Origin of the sequence: Azospirillum lipoferum, assembly GCF_024170005.1 — a bacterium.
In the GTDB taxonomy this organism is placed as follows: domain Bacteria; phylum Pseudomonadota; class Alphaproteobacteria; order Azospirillales; family Azospirillaceae; genus Azospirillum; species Azospirillum lipoferum.
Map to the genome: position 1 here is coordinate 307,527 of NZ_JALJXJ010000002.1, position 13,792 is coordinate 321,318.

14 protein-coding genes are annotated in these 13,792 nt (G+C 68.0%); 3 read left to right on the forward strand and 11 right to left on the reverse strand.

Annotated elements, in window-relative coordinates; all coding sequences use genetic code 11:
* Positions 1 to 4: 4 nt before the first annotated feature.
* From J2848_RS05315 to J2848_RS05345, 7 genes are all read right to left on the reverse strand, one after another.
* On the reverse strand, positions 5 to 562 hold the full coding sequence (locus J2848_RS05315) for a TetR/AcrR family transcriptional regulator (protein ID WP_246193697.1): 558 nt from the start codon (positions 560 to 562) through the stop codon (positions 5 to 7).
* Between the two features lie 283 nt (positions 563 to 845).
* Complete coding sequence (locus J2848_RS05320; RefSeq protein ID WP_149230126.1) at positions 846 to 1,880, reverse strand: hypothetical protein; 1,035 nt, start codon at positions 1,878 to 1,880, stop codon at positions 846 to 848.
* Positions 1,881 to 1,905: 25 nt separating this feature from the next.
* Complete coding sequence (locus J2848_RS05325) at positions 1,906 to 2,466, reverse strand: cytochrome b (RefSeq protein ID WP_170306954.1); 561 nt, start codon at positions 2,464 to 2,466, stop codon at positions 1,906 to 1,908.
* A gap of 360 nt (positions 2,467 to 2,826) precedes the next feature.
* A complete protein-coding gene (locus J2848_RS35865) occupies positions 2,827 to 4,365 on the reverse strand; it encodes a BON domain-containing protein (protein ID WP_149230124.1) in 1,539 nt (512 codons plus the stop codon).
* A 264-nt stretch (positions 4,366 to 4,629) separates the two neighbouring features.
* Positions 4,630 to 5,031 carry a response regulator gene (locus J2848_RS05335; protein WP_149230123.1) on the reverse strand — a complete coding sequence of 134 codons (402 nt, stop codon included), beginning with the start codon at positions 5,029 to 5,031 and terminating at the stop codon, positions 4,630 to 4,632.
* A gap of 72 nt (positions 5,032 to 5,103) precedes the next feature.
* Positions 5,104 to 5,442, reverse strand: a complete 339-nt coding sequence (locus J2848_RS05340) for an STAS domain-containing protein (protein WP_149230122.1) — start codon at positions 5,440 to 5,442, stop codon at positions 5,104 to 5,106.
* Between the two features lie 174 nt (positions 5,443 to 5,616).
* On the reverse strand, positions 5,617 to 6,375 hold the full coding sequence (locus J2848_RS05345) for a tetratricopeptide repeat protein (protein ID WP_246193696.1): 759 nt from the start codon (positions 6,373 to 6,375) through the stop codon (positions 5,617 to 5,619).
* 258 nt (positions 6,376 to 6,633) lie between these two features.
* Here J2848_RS05345 and J2848_RS05350 point away from each other — a divergent pair, with 258 nt between their 5' ends.
* The gene (locus J2848_RS05350) at positions 6,634 to 7,077 is read left to right on the forward strand and encodes an ATP-binding protein (protein ID WP_211103055.1); all 444 of its coding nucleotides are present in this window, start codon (positions 6,634 to 6,636) and stop codon (positions 7,075 to 7,077) included.
* Between the two features lie 426 nt (positions 7,078 to 7,503).
* On the forward strand, positions 7,504 to 7,689 hold the full coding sequence (locus J2848_RS05355; protein WP_149230121.1) for a hypothetical protein: 186 nt from the start codon (positions 7,504 to 7,506) through the stop codon (positions 7,687 to 7,689).
* A gap of 61 nt (positions 7,690 to 7,750) precedes the next feature.
* Here the strand turns inward: J2848_RS05355 and J2848_RS05360 are convergent, their stop codons facing one another.
* The 3 genes from J2848_RS05360 to J2848_RS05370 are packed head-to-tail and all read right to left on the reverse strand — an operon-like array spanning position 7,751 to position 12,424.
* On the reverse strand, positions 7,751 to 7,927 hold the full coding sequence (locus J2848_RS05360) for a hypothetical protein (protein WP_170306953.1): 177 nt from the start codon (positions 7,925 to 7,927) through the stop codon (positions 7,751 to 7,753).
* A 58-nt stretch (positions 7,928 to 7,985) separates the two neighbouring features.
* Complete coding sequence (locus tag J2848_RS05365; RefSeq protein ID WP_149230120.1) at positions 7,986 to 9,872, reverse strand: response regulator; 1,887 nt, start codon at positions 9,870 to 9,872, stop codon at positions 7,986 to 7,988.
* Positions 9,873 to 9,880: 8 nt separating this feature from the next.
* Complete coding sequence (locus J2848_RS05370) at positions 9,881 to 12,424, reverse strand: response regulator (protein WP_246193695.1); 2,544 nt, start codon at positions 12,422 to 12,424, stop codon at positions 9,881 to 9,883.
* Positions 12,425 to 12,745: 321 nt separating this feature from the next.
* On the opposite strand from J2848_RS05370, the gene J2848_RS05375 reads away from it, so the two are divergent.
* On the forward strand, positions 12,746 to 13,105 hold the full coding sequence (locus J2848_RS05375) for a cupin domain-containing protein (protein ID WP_149230118.1): 360 nt from the start codon (positions 12,746 to 12,748) through the stop codon (positions 13,103 to 13,105).
* A gap of 113 nt (positions 13,106 to 13,218) precedes the next feature.
* Here the strand turns inward: J2848_RS05375 and J2848_RS05380 are convergent, their stop codons facing one another.
* Positions 13,219 to 13,731, reverse strand: coding sequence for a hypothetical protein (locus J2848_RS05380; protein WP_149230117.1), 513 nt, complete (start codon positions 13,729 to 13,731; stop codon positions 13,219 to 13,221).
* Between the last annotated feature and the right edge of the window lie 61 nt (positions 13,732 to 13,792).

Genomic DNA, 13,792 nt, shown 5'->3' on the forward strand with positions numbered 1-13,792 from the left:
AGGCTTAGATGAAGGGGGGCAGATTGGTGATGCCGGACATCAGGATGTCGATGACGGAGCGTTCCAGCGCCTCGCGCGGGCGCTCGCCCAGCTGCATGATGCCGCCGCGGACCATGCCGATGATCAGCAGGGGCACGATCTCCAGGTCGATCTTGCGGAACTCGCCGGATTCCATGCCGTCGGCCAGCACCTGCTGGAATGCGGTGGCGGTGCGCTGGCTGCGGCGGCGCAGGATGCGGCGGGTGCGGTCGGCCAGATCGGACTGGTCGCCGCCCAGCAGCTTCAGCGTCTGCAACTGTTCGCTCAGGGTGCCGACCAGGGCGGACACCATGGCCGACAGGCGGACGGAGGCCGGGACCTGCTGCGGCGCCAGTTCGGCGTTCAGCTTGTGCTCCAGCCCGCCCAGCGCGCGTTCCAGCGATTCCAGATACAGCTCTTCCTTGGAGGGGAAGTAGCGATAGAGCGTGGCCTTGCCGACGCCGGCCCGCTTCGCCACCTCCTCCACCTGGACAGAGGCGTAATCGCGGCCGGCGAACAGCTCCGCCGCGGCAGTAAGGATCACCTCACGCCGCCGAGCGCGCCAGTCGGGTATCTCTTCCGCATCAAGAGGCATGAATGGAACTCACGGGTTTCAAAAACTGACGATAGTCGAGTTCCTTAGAGTGTCAAGGAACCAGTCGCCAAGAAAAATGAATTCCGCGTCATCTGAAGGAAACCGCTGTTTTCCGCTGCGGTTCGGCCCCTGCGCCCCGGGAAAATGGCCTGCCAGGATCAGTCGGGAGAATGGTTGCGGGCGGGCTCCGCCGTGACCGGAGTCCGCCCGCAACAATGATGCGCGCAATCGTTCAGTTCGTAACCGGCTTGCGCGCCTTCGGCCGGTTGTTGGTGCGTTCCCAGCCGTCGGCGAGGTTGAGGAGGTTGCGGAACGCCTCGCCGTCCGTCAGCAGGGAGGTCTTGAGCGCGGGGTTGAGCGGCTTGGGATCATTGTAGTCGTCGACCGGCATCTTGCCGCTGCGCACCTCGTCCAGCACCGCGTCGATGCTGGTGGCGGCGTGCATCGGGGTTTGCAGCAGCGTCAGCTTGTTCATCTTGCGATGGCCTTCCGGCTGATGGCAGACGGTGCAGTCGGCGTTGCGGAAATTGATCGCCATCTTGCGATAGGCGGCATCCAGCGCAGGAAGATGCGGGTTGTCGGGGCTGTAGGCCTCGGAGAACAGCGTCACCACCGGCTGGGCCGTGCCCTTGTCGTCGCGCCACATCCACTCGCCGACGAAGGTAGGACGATCGACATGGGTGTAGGGACCGCGATTGTCCTCGGAACCGGCATCGGAGCGCGACGCGTAATAGACCCGCCCGTCCTTGTCGAAATAGAAGCGCAGTTCGTTGGCCGTCTCGTAGGCATCCCACTTGTCGTTGGCGTTGTTGTCGCCATCGGTGTGCCAGAACGGGTAGGGATAACGGCCCGGCGGCAGCCCGTTGCGGAAATAAGCCTGCACGGCGATCCCGCGGGAGCCGTCCGGCGCGGTGAAGACGCTGGATTTGCCGGTGTACATGTACAGCGACATGTAGAGGTCCTGGTACAGGTCGCCGCGGAAGACCGAGGTCTTCTTGTCCTTCATGCGCTTGCCGACCTGATCGCCGCCGAACTGGAAGGTGTAGTCGCGCATGCTCGCCTCGGCGCCCTGGCCGATGGCCTTGCGGCAGGCCTCGTGCGCGGCGGTGTCGGCCGGCGAGGCCATCGGGCAGGCTTTGGCCAGCGAGGCGGCAAGCGCCGCGGCGTAGGTTTCCAGGCTGTCGGCGGCAACCGCGGGACCGGTGGCGGAGGCGAGGACGAACAGGCCGGCGGCGCACAGGCGGCGCAGCGGAACGACGGAACGCATGGGCAGAGCTTCCTTGGAGCGCGGGTCAGGCGGAAACGCCGGGGAGGCGGCGGCCCGGGATCATCGAGCGCAGCACGCCGTCGCGGCGGATGATCGCGTGGTAGCCGATGGCAGCGCCGGCATGGGCGACGATGAGCGCCAGCAGCCCGTAGGCGACCCAGCTCTTCCAGGCATAGACCATCCAGGCGAAGGGCCGGTCGTACAGGGCCAGCGCCGGCATCTTGATGCCGAAGTAGCTCAGTTCCATGCCCTTGGCGTCGACGAACATCCAGCCGAGCAGCGGCGTCACCAGCAGCAGCAGATACAGGGCCGCATGCGCGCCGCCGGCGGCGAGACGCAGAATCGCCGGATCGTTCCCGTTGTGGCGCGGCTGGCGCCCGGCGGTGAACCTCCAGAGGAGCCGCAACGGCACCAGGGCAAGCACCGTAAGCCCCAGCGACTTGTGCAGCGCGATCGAGCCCTTGACCAAGCCGGGAAACAGCGCCAGCACGAAGATCGCCAGAATGAGGATGACGGTAATCCAGTGGAAGGCAATACTTACCCGATCATAGGACTGATCGGTCGTTGAATGGGTGTTCGACGGCATGTTTTCCTCCTCTTGAGGATACGGACAATCAAGGCTCGAAGTCATCCTGGTCCCGAAACCAGTCATCACCATTCCGAATAGCCGGGCTGATGGCGCCGTCGTTTGTTCTGAACGGATCGATTGCAGGCAGATTTTCAGTCAGGAAGAAGAAAAGGCTGACATGCAACTCCGTTTAGCCACGCAATCGATATTGCGCAAGACAGTTCGTGCAAAAATGATTACCCCGTTTGTGGAGTGATCGCGCGTTTGGCGCACACGAAAAAAGGGCGCGAAGCCCGGCCTCCTCAGGCCGCTTTGCCTGGGAGGCCGGGCTTCGCGCCCCGTCAACTGAACTCGTCAGCAGAATCTGATGGCTTGAGGTCAGCTTCGCGTGGTCGAGGAGCGGCCGGTGCCGGTGGAGCCGGTCACGCCGGTGGTGGAGCCGGCCATCGAGCCGGTGCCCGCCGATGCCGCGGCCGGACCGCCGCTGGTACCGGCGCCGGTGCCGGTGACCGACGGGGCGCTGGAACCGGTGTTGCTGCCGGTACCGACGCCGAGACCGCCGGCGGTGCCCGCGGTGGTGGTGTCGGATCCCTGATAACCGCTGTTGTCGGGCCTCATCGACGAGGAACCGGTGCCGGAGGTCGAAATGCCACCCGCAGTCGCCATCGCCGACGCGCCGGCGCCGGTGGAGCTGCCCCAGTTCGAACCGGTCTGGCCTGCGGTCTGGCTGCGGACACGCAGGTTGTTCTGCACATGCGACACGCCGGAGACGGACTCGGCGACATCCTCGGCCCGGCGCTTGGTGTTGCGGTCGGGGACCATGCCGGTCAGCGTCACCTCGCCGCCGCTGACTGAAACCTCGATGTCGGAGGCGTCGATGTAGGCGTCGTCGGTCAGGCGGTCGCTGACATCCTCGCGCACGCGCTCGTCGGAGCGGCTGTAGCCGCGCGGGCCACGGCCGCGATGCCGGGAGGCGCGCATCTGGTCCTCGTGCCGGCGGCGCTCGGCATCGTCGTCACCGAACCAGGAGGCGATCTCGTCACCCGCCTGTTCCCAGAAGCCGCGCTGCTCGCCCCGGCCGCGATTCTCGCCATAACCGCGGCTTTCCTGGCTGCGGTACATGCCGCCGCGGTCCTCGCCCCAGGAGCGGTCGCGATAGTCGTCGCGCTGGTAACCGCCGCCGAAGTCGCGACGGCTCATGTCGCCGCGGTCCCAGTCGCCACGGTCACGGCTGGATTCGTATCCGCCGCCGTAACCGCCGCCCTGAGAGCCGTAATCACGGGAGCCATAACTGCGCGATCCGTAATCGCGGTTGCGGTAGTCGCCGCTCCCATAGGTGCGGTCACCGAGATTCCGCTCGCCATACTCGCGGCCGCCGTAGCCGAGCGAACCGCGGCCGCGCACGCCCTGAGCGCCTTCGCCATAGGGGCGGACGCCGTAATCGCGATCGCGGTAATCGGCGCTGCCGATATCGCGGCTGGTGTAGTTGCCCTCGGTCCCGGCATTGCCGGCGCCGGCATAGCCGCCATAGCCGCTGGACCCCGAACGCCCGCCATAGCCGGCCCCATAGCCGCCGCGGCTCATGTCGCGCCCGCCGCCGAAGCTGCGGTCATAGACGCGCTCCATCTCGCGGGAGTTGTCGCGGCGATTGTCATCGTAATAGGAATCGCGGCCATAGCCGCCCGATTCATTGCCGACGCGCCCGCCATAGCCGGCGTCGCGGTAGTCGCGGCCCTGGTCGTCCTGGTGGCGGTGGGCCTGCGTGCGGTACATGCTCTCGTGCTGGCGGCTGTCATCCTGGTCATAGACCCCGGTGCGGCGCGGGGCCTCGCCCCAGTCGCGGTGCCGGTTGGGTTCGCGGTCGTCGTCGCGCCAGTCGCGGCCTTCGCCTCGCCACCGATTCTCGTACTGCGCCATCGTGGTCGGCTCCCTCTTTTCAGGATTCTTGGATGGCGGGCAGCCGCACGCATGGCGTGGGCACGCCCGTTGTCCCGAACAACAGGGGCGCTCCGGCGGCGTTCCGGAATTTTACGGACCGGTCCGAGGGAAAGTGCGGAGTTCTGGCACGAGGCTTGCGAGGTGGGTCGCGGTTGGTTCCACGCATCACTTGCGGCTTCGGCGCTTCATGCACCGAAGCCGTTTTCTTTTACGCCCTATTATTGGGCAGAGACCTCGATCTGCTTAATTTGGCAGCGACTGGTCGAGCAGGCGGGCGACCGCGGCACCCAACTCCTCGTTGAGGAAAGGCTTGTAGATGATCTCATCCGCATTGAACATGCGGGTCATCTTCAGCAGATAACCGGCCGGCATATTGGGCGCGCCGCCGGACATGGCGAGGATCTTCACGTCGGGCTGCGCGCTGCGGGCGGCCTTGATCAGTTCGATCCCGTCCACTTCCGGCATCAGCACGTCGGTGACGATCAGGTCAAAACTGCAACGGTCGAGGGCGCGGATCGCCGCCCGTCCGTTCTCCGCCTCCGTCACGTCGAACCCGCGCCCCTCCAGATATCCGGCTACGGACATCCGCACGGCCGGGGAATCCTCGACGACCAGGATGTTGGGGCGAATGGCACTTCCCATCATGCACCCGGTTCCTTTTTGGGAACCGCCTTATCGAAATGCCGGCCGCAGCCGGCGGAAGTCTACGCGCGTCCCTCACCCTTCCAGTGCCGCGACGGCCGCAGCCGCGTCGGCATGGATTTGGAACAGGGACGAAAAACCGCTGACGTCGAACATCTCGCGGATATGCGGCGCCATTGCGGACAGAACGATCGACCCCCGCCTTGCCCGGGCCGCCTTGGCGGCGACCAGCAGGGACCGAAGCCCGGCAGAACTGATGTAGGAAAGCTGGGCCATGTCGACAACGATCCGCGTGCCGTTCTCGCCGATGACGGACAGCAGCGCGGATTCGAAGGCGGCGGCGGTGCCGCTGTCGATCCGCCCGTCCGCCCGCAACACGGTGACGCCGCCGACCGACTGCTCGGTGATATTCATACCCGGCCTCTGCCCTTTCCTACCACGTTCGAAGTTATAGCATGTCGGCGGACGCCCGACGATGCCTTCGCAACGCGGCAGGAAATTGCGGTCACGGATGAATCGCCATTCATCCGGACCCGGCAAGCCGTTCTCCAGATTTCCCCAATGAGTTGCAGAGTGGAGCGACGGGGCTCAGCCCGGCGGTATCGCGCCGGCATGCACCTCCTGCATGGGGCGTTGCTCCGGCCGCCACTCCACCGTCTCTCCATCGTCCTCGGCGCCGTCGGACCAGTCCGGAGCCCAGTCCGGAAGGACGGTCTGGCGCAGTTCGGCCAGCGCCACCAGCGCGTCACGGTCGCCGGCCGCCGCCGCGGCTTGCAGCCAAAGCGCCGCTTCGGCCGGGTCGCAGGCCAAGCCGACGCCCTCGCGCAGGCACAGGCCAAGGCGGTATTGGGCGGCGGGATGACCCTGTTCGGCGGCGGCGCGCAGCCAGCGCACCGCTTCGGCCTCGTCACGGTCGACGCCGCGTCCATCGAGCAGCAGCAGCGCAAGATTGACCTGCGCGGGGGCGGAGTGCTGGAGCGCGGCCAACCGGTACCACAGCGCCGCCTTCGCCGGGTCGCAGGGCACGCCGGCGCCATGCTCGTGCATGTAGCCGAGATTGTTCTGCGCTCCGACATCGCCCTTGGCGGCGGCACGGCGATACCAGGACACTGCCCGGCGCGGGTCCGCCTCCACGCCGATGCCGTTGGCCAGCAGGAAGGCGAGCATGGTCTGGGCCGCGACATGGCCTTGGCGGGCGGCGCGGCGGTACCAGGAGACCGAAGCGGCGACGTCGGCCGTCCGCAGGGCCTCCGCCAGCCGGAACTGCGCGTCGCTGTCGCCCAGTTCGGCCTTCATCCGGGTCCAGAGCGTGGGCGTGGCAAGCGTGGGCTTGGCAAGCATGGACATGGCGCCGGCACCTTCGTCGATTGTCCCCCGGGGGTTCCGTCCCACCAACAGCACGCGAACCGGTTTTATTCCGATCGCCCTGGCGTTGTGGTCCATCCCCTGCGCCCGAGTCTGTCCCCCTGCCGCCACCCGTTCAACCTCCCCAGCCGGTGGTCGAGGAATTGTCACGACGACGCCATCGGTCAAGAATGACCCTCCCTTCGCGCCCCGGGATAGCCGGACGCATAGGAGAAAAAGTGTGACCCGGAGGCGGAGCGGATGGAGGGTGCGGCGGCAAGGCGCCTGGAGATGGTCCTGCGCGGCGAGCTGTCCGAACTGGGGCGGCTCGCCGCCGCGGTGGAGGATTTCGTCTCGCGCAACGGCCTGCCCGCCGACCTCGCCTTCCGCTTCAATCTCTGCCTCGACGAACTCGTCACCAACATCGTCTCGCATGGGTACGGCGATGGTGATGATGATGCGGGGGAGCATGAAATCCGGGTGCGGCTGGAGATCGAGGGGCAGGAGTTGCGGGCGGAGATCGAAGATGATGCCGGCGTCTTCGATCCCTTCACCGACGCCCCGCCACCCGACCTGCACGGCGACCTGGAAAGCCGCCGGGTCGGCGGGCTGGGCGTGTTCCTGGTGGGCCGGATGATGGACCGCGCCAGCCACCGGCACGAGGGCCGCCGCAACCTGACCCTGCTCGCCAAACGCATCGGCTGACGGGCATCGGCTGACGGGCATCGGCTGACGGGCATCGGCTGACGGGACGAACGGGCCTGCAACCGTACAGGGTGAGAGGCGTCCCGGAAAGCGCACGTCAAAAAAACGTCATGCCTGCCTTGCCGGGTTACAGCTTCGACCCAGCAGGCGCCCTGTTGACCAAGTCCCCCCGGTTATAAGGGGTATATAGAGGGTTGGGCGGACTTTACGTGCTTTTCATCAAATATCCCCGAGTTGCCTCCCATGACAATCCGGCAAAGCAGAGCGTTTCGCCCTGCAACAAACCGACACATGACAAGGGGGCCAAATTCTTGCACAATTGTGGATAGCCCCAGGTTGCGGACGGGCCTGGCCGTTCGGGCGCCCCGCAGCGGACCGGGGGCAAGGGTATGAAAGGCGAACGCTAACGTGTGGAGTCGACGCATCATGACCGGGGCGCAGTGCCAAGAGGCACGCCTGCGGCTTGGCTGGTCGACACGGATGCTGGCGAACAAGGCTGGCGTTCCGTGGTACGCCGTGATGAACCTCGATTACGGCACGGGTGAAGTCGACCCGGCCATCGTGGACGCGCTCACCCGCGCCTTCAAACAGGCGGGGCTGGAGTTGCGGTGAGGGAAAGGCCCCCTCCCGGGACGGGAGAGGGCACCTTCCACCGCTCCACGAACTCATCCGCTCAACTCGTTTTCCCGGCTTTGCCCTTCTCTGCGGGGCGGTCGATATGCTTTGCCGATTCGGTGTCGGGGGTGATCGGCTTGCCGGTGTCGGACACCTTCCTGGCCGCCTCAAGCGGGTCGGCGATGTCACGGTCCGGCTCGTTGGACAGGGTGTTTCCGGGCTTCTCGTCTGCCATGGGAGGGCTCCTTCCATAAAGGTCTCCCCACCACAACAGCCCGATGAAGCGGACGTCCCTATTCGCCGCCGCCCTTCTGCGCCAGGACCAGAAAGATCTTCTCCTCCAGCTGGTCGGGCGTGAAGGGCTTGGCGATATAGCCGCTGACCTGATGGGCCAGCGCCTTCTTCACAGCCTCCAGCGTCGCCAGCGCCGTCACCATCAGGAAGGGCAGATCGCTGCGCGCCTCGCGCACCTGCTTCAGCAGGTCGAGGCCGCTCAGCCGCGGCATCATCCAGTCGCAGACGATCAGGTCGTAAGCGGCGCCGTCGGCCTGGAAACGTTCCAGCGCCTCCTGCCCGTCGGCGGCGGTGTCGACCTGGCCGATGCCGAGTTCCTGGAGGACGGAGGTGACGAAGGCGCGCGGCCCGGATTCGTCGTCCACCACCAGCACGCGCTGGGCGGCGAGGTCGATGAAGGGGACGCCGACCATGGCGAGCGACTGGCGCAGCCAGCCGGCGCGCGCCGCCCGTTCCTTCGGGCCCGGCGCGTTCAGCAGTACATGGCGGACGAAGCGCGGCCGGTGGCAGTGGCGGTAGAGCACGCGGGCCACCGCCAGCCGGCTCTTGCCGGTACAGAAGGCCCCCTCCCCCGCCAGCCGGACGATGTCGAGCACGCTGTCGGCCGGCGGGTCGTCCTTCGCCTGGATCAGCGGAGCCAGAACGCGCTGGGTGCGCAGGAAGGCGTTCTGGATGTCGTCGAGCTGGCCGCCGAGATACTCCCGCTCCTCCTCCGGAAAGGCGCTGGACAGCACCATGCGCTGAACCTCGGCCAGCCCCTTCAGCTTCTCGTTCCGCTCCTTCCAGCAGTCCAGCAGCCGGCCGGCGAAGTCGCGGCTGTCGAAGAAGCTCTTCAGGTAATCGGCCACCGCCTTGGCCGCGGTGGGCGACAGCGGCATCTTCTGGAGCACGAACAGGATGCGCAGCTTCTGCACGAAGTTGCGGCCGCGGGTGATCTCCGGGACCGTGTCCTCGTTGACCAGCAACGCGGTGCGCCGTTGCAGCGCCGCCTCGGTCCGGGCACCGCCGGCATAGGCGCCCTCGCGGTCGCGCAGGCGGGCGGACAGGTCGCTCAGCGCCAGGATCTCGCGCTGCACCGCCTCGATGCCGAACATATCGCCGGCGCTGGCGATGGTGAAGCAGGCCGGCTTGGCCATCTCGCGGCGGAAGGCGGCGGCCAGCGCGTCGCGCAGTCCCGCCATCGGCATCCGGCGCATCAGCGCGTCCAGCCGGCGGAACACCGGCGGGGCTTCGTCCGGCATCGGCCGGTCGGCGGCGATCAGCGTCACGATCAGGTCGATCAGCACCGCGAAGGGCGCGTCGCGCGCGCAGGAGGCGGTGCCGGTATCGCTGAGCAGGATCTCGCCGAGCAGCCGTTCCACCGGCGCCAGCGCGTCCGGATGCTCGGTGGTCTCGGCAAGATCCAGCAAGGCCGCCGCCTTTTCGGCGAAGCTGCGGCAGACGGCGATGTGCTGGGTAACGGCGGCGTCGAGCAGGAAGCGGCCGAGGAAGCCGCCGGCCGACAGCAGTTCCGCCGCCGTGCCGGGATAGGCGTCGGCCAGGAATTCGGGCGGCGGGCTCTCCTTCAGCCGTTCGCGCGTCAGCCGGGCGATCTCGTTGACCAGCGGGGTCATGCCGCCTTTCCGGTCCATCGCCCGTTCGGCCTGGGTCAGGATGGCGACGAAGGTGGCGGTGTTGGACAGCGCAGTCTGATGGCGCGGGTGGTGCAGAAGCTCCGTCGCGGTCAGCGCGTTCTCGTCCAGGAAGCGGCGGCAGAAGCGGCCGACGCCGTCCCGGCCGGCCGGGGTATAGAAATCGGCAGGCTCGCGGCAGGAGGCCAGAGCCGATCCCTCCGCCTCCTCCGGGGCCGGCTCCGCCGGCTGGGTGCCGTGACGGGATGCCTCCATCGCCGCTCTCACACGGCCAGAAGGTCGCGAAGCGCGCCCAGCAGCCGTTCCGGCGCCACCGGCTTCATCACGATCTGCCGCCCGTCCTGCGCCGTCAGCCCGGCCGCCATCTCGCGCGAGGCATAGCCGGTCAGGAACAGGATGGGCAGAAGCTGGTTGCGGGTCTCCAGTTCGCGGGCCAGCTCCAGCCCGTTCATCCGCGGCATCGACACGTCGCTGACCACCGCGTCGAACAGGCCGCCGGCCTCGTCGTAGCGGTCCAGCGCCTCCTGCCCGTCCGACGCCTCCACCACCGTGCAGCCGGCCTCCTCCAGCACGAGGCGGAGATAGCGGCGGACCGAATCCTCGTCATCGACCAGCAGGATGACCGCCCCCTCCCCCTCCGCCACATACAGGGGGTCGAGCCCGGCCGGGGATGCCGGCGGGTCGACGGCGGGCAGATAGAGCGCGAAGCTGGCGCCTTGGCCTTCCTCCCCCTCCAACTCGACCGCACCGCCGGACTGCTGCGCCGTGCCATAGACCATCCACAGGCCGAGCCCGGTGCCCTTTCCCGGTTCCTTGGTGGTGAAGAAGGGCTCCCAGATGCGGTCGCGGATCCCGGCCGGCACGCCCGGCCCCTGGTCGCTGACGCGGATCGCGACATAACGGCCCGGCTTCAGCCCGCGGTGGCGGGCGAAGAAGGGCTCGTCCGGCGACTCCACCGTCAAGGCGATGGTCAGGGTGCCGCCATGGGGCATGGCGTCGCGCCCGTTCAGCGCGAGGTTCAGCAGCGCCTGGTTCAGCGTCACCGGGTTGACCAGCGCATGGGCCCTGTCGTCGTCGGCCAGGATCGCCACGTCGATGCCGGCGCTGAGCAGCGGCTTCAGGAAGACGCGCAGGTCGCGCACCAGCGGGGCGACGGCCACCACCTCGCGCTCGTCGGTGACGCGGCGGTGGGAGAAGTCCAGAAGCTGGCCGGTCAGCGCGGCTGCCCGGTCCGATGCCTTGGCGATCTCCTGCACGCAGGTCAGCACGCGGTCGGGATCGGCCGGGTTGCGCTCGGCCAGCCGGGCGAACCCGCCGATGGCGGTCAGCATGTTGTTGAATTCATGGGCGATGCCGCCGGCCATGCGGCCCACCGCCTCCATCTTCTGGGCGCGCTGAAGCTCGCCTTCCACCCGGCGGCGGTCGGTGATGTCGTTCAGCACCAGCAGAACCGCCGGCCCGCCGCCATAGACGGCCGGACTGGCCGCGACTTCCAGCCGGCGGCGCTCGCCGGTCGGGCGCAGGGCATCGCATTCCAGGCGCCGTTCCTCACCATTGACGGCGGTGGCGGCGGTGGCGAGCGTCGCGGCGAGCGCCTCGCCCTCCTCCCCGCCATCTTCCAGAAACCCGGCGAGCGGCCGGCCTTCCAGCCCGTCGGCGGCGACGCCCAGGATCGCGGCGGCGGCGCCGTTGGCGAAGCGGATGGCGGTGCGGTCCCAGATGACGATGCCGTAGGGGGCCAGTTCCACCAGCTGGCGGTAGCGCAGCTCGCTCTCACGCAGGGCGCCGACGGTCTGCTTCAGCCGGACGGTCTTGCCGGCCAATTCCTCCTCGCGCGTCTTCAGCTCGGTGATGTCCATCAGGATCTTCACCACGCCGCCGGTGCCGGTGGCATGCTCGCTGATGCGGTACCAGCGTCCGTCGGACAGCCGGCCGTCGACCGGGGCGGAATGCTGGAGATGGCGGGTCAGCCGCTGCTCCACCCAGGCACCGATGTCGCCCTCCCCCTCGTAGCCGCCGCGCTCGGCGGCGGCGCGCAGGATCTCGGCGAAGCTGCGGCCGGGGGTGAGCATGTCGGCGATGGTGGGATAGGCGCGGCGGTACTGCTCGTTGCAGATCAGAAGTTGCCCGTCGGCGCTGAACAGCACGAAGCCTTCGGACACGCTGTCGATGGCGTCATGCACCACCGCCTGCATGAAGCGCGCCTCCACCAGGGCCAGCGTCTCGGCGGTGGCATCGACGCCGCAGCCGCGATAGCCGCGGAAGCGCCCGTCGGCATCGCGCACCGGCACGGCGCTGAGCCGCAGCACGAGGTCGCGGCCGTCCACCCCCTCGAAACTCACCTCCAGATCGCGGAAGGGCCGGCCGGCCTCGATGTCGGCGCGGTATTCGGCCCAGGTCGCCTCGTCGGCGACCAGCAGGCCGAGATCGAGGAGGGAATCGCCGAACACCGTCCGCGGATCGCAGCGGAGCAGAGTGGCCAACCCGCCCGACAGCGAGAGATAGCGGTGGTCGAACCTGGTTTCCCAGAACCAGCCGGGGGAAACCGCGGCGAAGTCGCGGGACCGGTCGCGCAGCCCCTCCAGCTCGTCCGTCGCCTGCCGCAGGGCGGCGTCGGAACGGGCCAGAGCGGTGGCGGCGGCCCCGGCGCGCCGGGCGCTCCACAGCGCGAGCCCTCCGGCGGCCAGCGCGCCGGCGACCGGCCAGCCGGCCTGTCCGGTGGCAAACAGGCCGGCAAGGGTGCCGATGCCGGCCAGTCCGGCCAGAAGGCCCGGAAGCGAAGCGGAGAGGCGGGACGGCCCGGACACCGGTTCTTTGGGCTCCGCGGTGGCACCCCCAGCGGCACCCCCACTGCGGAGCGGTCGATCGGTGCCAGCTGCGTCCACGGGGCCTCCGTCGGTCCGAAAGGGTGCCGGAAGAATTGTTGTCCGGCAACACCATCACCGGGACGTCCCGTCATATGCGGTTAGGCGTTAACAGTAGGTTTAGTAGCTAAGCTTTCGTCCGGGTGCGACAGCCTGAAGCGGTAGCGGCGATGGGCGGCGGATCCGGGAGATACCGGTGAACGTAGGAACCGGTTGCTGCCCGTTTCCCGGAAGGCCCGTTCGTAATGCAGAAAGGAGTCCGCCATGCCCGCCGAGCCGAACGCCGAGGTGATCACTTGGAGCGACCTGCCGGCCCAGGCCACCGACGGGGTGGAACGGCGCAGTTTTCCCGGCATGGGCGCGTCGCTCAAGCATATCGTCATCAAGGCCGGCACCGCCGCCCCGCGCCACGACCACCCTCACGAGCAGTTCGTCATCGTGGTGGAGGGCCGCGTCCTGCTGACCTGCGGAGCGGGACCGGTGGATCTGCGGCCGGGCATGGTCATGCGCTTCGATCCCGGCGCCTGGCACAGCGCCGACTTCGTTGAGGACACGGTGCTGATCGAAGTGAACCTGACCCCGGCGGAGTACAGTGTTCCCTCTCCCCCCCGGGGAGAGGGTTAGGGTGAGGGGGTCGCGGGGCAAGGATTCTCGGGATAGCCACGCAGTTCATCCCCCTCACCCCGACCCTCTCCCCGGTGGGGGAGAGGGAGAGTCTCCGGACTTCGGAAATCGTCTCAAACGTCGATGTCGATGTCGATCTCGCCGTCATCTTCCGGAGCGCGGCCAAGCAGCAGGTCGGCGGCGTCCAGCGTCAGCGCCTCCACCTCCTCGTCGCGCTCCTCGTCGGGCAGGCGCAGGGCGTGCATCAGCTGGGTCGCCAGATGGATCAGCATGGCGCGGACGCAGTCGTCCTCGGGGTAGTCCAGGGCGACCACGTCCTTCAGGAAGGCGCCCAACTGGTCGGGCGAGTTCCAGGGGTGGGTGATGACGGTCTCGAAACCGCTGGTGCCGAGGAAGACGGAGTTGAGCGCGATCGCCTGACGGTTGATGCCGTCGACCGCCTCGTCCTGGTCCAGCTTGCCCTGGAGCACCTGATTGAAGGCGCCCAGGCTGAGGTCGATGAACTGGCGGACCAGCAGCCGCACCACGGATTCGTCGGACAGGTCGTTGCGGGCCTGCGGCTGGGTCAGCACCGGCAGCGGTTGCAGCAGCGCCGCGATGATCGGCTTGGCGGATTGGGATTCCATCGCGGGCAACTCCTGTCGGGATCGACCCCGGCGTCTGCGGGGCAAAGGTTCACGGCCCCCG

Coding starts and splice junctions, on each gene's coding strand:
- J2848_RS05320 (WP_149230126.1), bottom strand. CDS start 1,880: ATGCGTTCCGTCGTTCCGCTGCGCCGCCTGTGCGCCGCCGGCCTGTTC.
- J2848_RS05325 (WP_170306954.1), bottom strand. CDS start 2,466: ATGCCGTCGAACACCCATTCAACGACCGATCAGTCCTATGATCGGGTA.
- J2848_RS35865 (WP_149230124.1), bottom strand. CDS start 4,365: ATGGCGCAGTACGAGAATCGGTGGCGAGGCGAAGGCCGCGACTGGCGC.
- J2848_RS05335 (WP_149230123.1), bottom strand. CDS start 5,031: ATGATGGGAAGTGCCATTCGCCCCAACATCCTGGTCGTCGAGGATTCC.
- J2848_RS05340 (WP_149230122.1), bottom strand. CDS start 5,442: ATGAATATCACCGAGCAGTCGGTCGGCGGCGTCACCGTGTTGCGGGCG.
- J2848_RS05345 (WP_246193696.1), bottom strand. CDS start 6,375: ATGTCCATGCTTGCCAAGCCCACGCTTGCCACGCCCACGCTCTGGACC.
- J2848_RS05350 (WP_211103055.1), top strand. CDS start 6,634: ATGGAGGGTGCGGCGGCAAGGCGCCTGGAGATGGTCCTGCGCGGCGAG.
- J2848_RS05355 (WP_149230121.1), top strand. CDS start 7,504: ATGACCGGGGCGCAGTGCCAAGAGGCACGCCTGCGGCTTGGCTGGTCG.
- J2848_RS05360 (WP_170306953.1), bottom strand. CDS start 7,927: ATGGCAGACGAGAAGCCCGGAAACACCCTGTCCAACGAGCCGGACCGT.
- J2848_RS05365 (WP_149230120.1), bottom strand. CDS start 9,872: ATGGAGGCATCCCGTCACGGCACCCAGCCGGCGGAGCCGGCCCCGGAG.
- J2848_RS05375 (WP_149230118.1), top strand. CDS start 12,746: ATGCCCGCCGAGCCGAACGCCGAGGTGATCACTTGGAGCGACCTGCCG.
- J2848_RS05380 (WP_149230117.1), bottom strand. CDS start 13,731: ATGGAATCCCAATCCGCCAAGCCGATCATCGCGGCGCTGCTGCAACCG.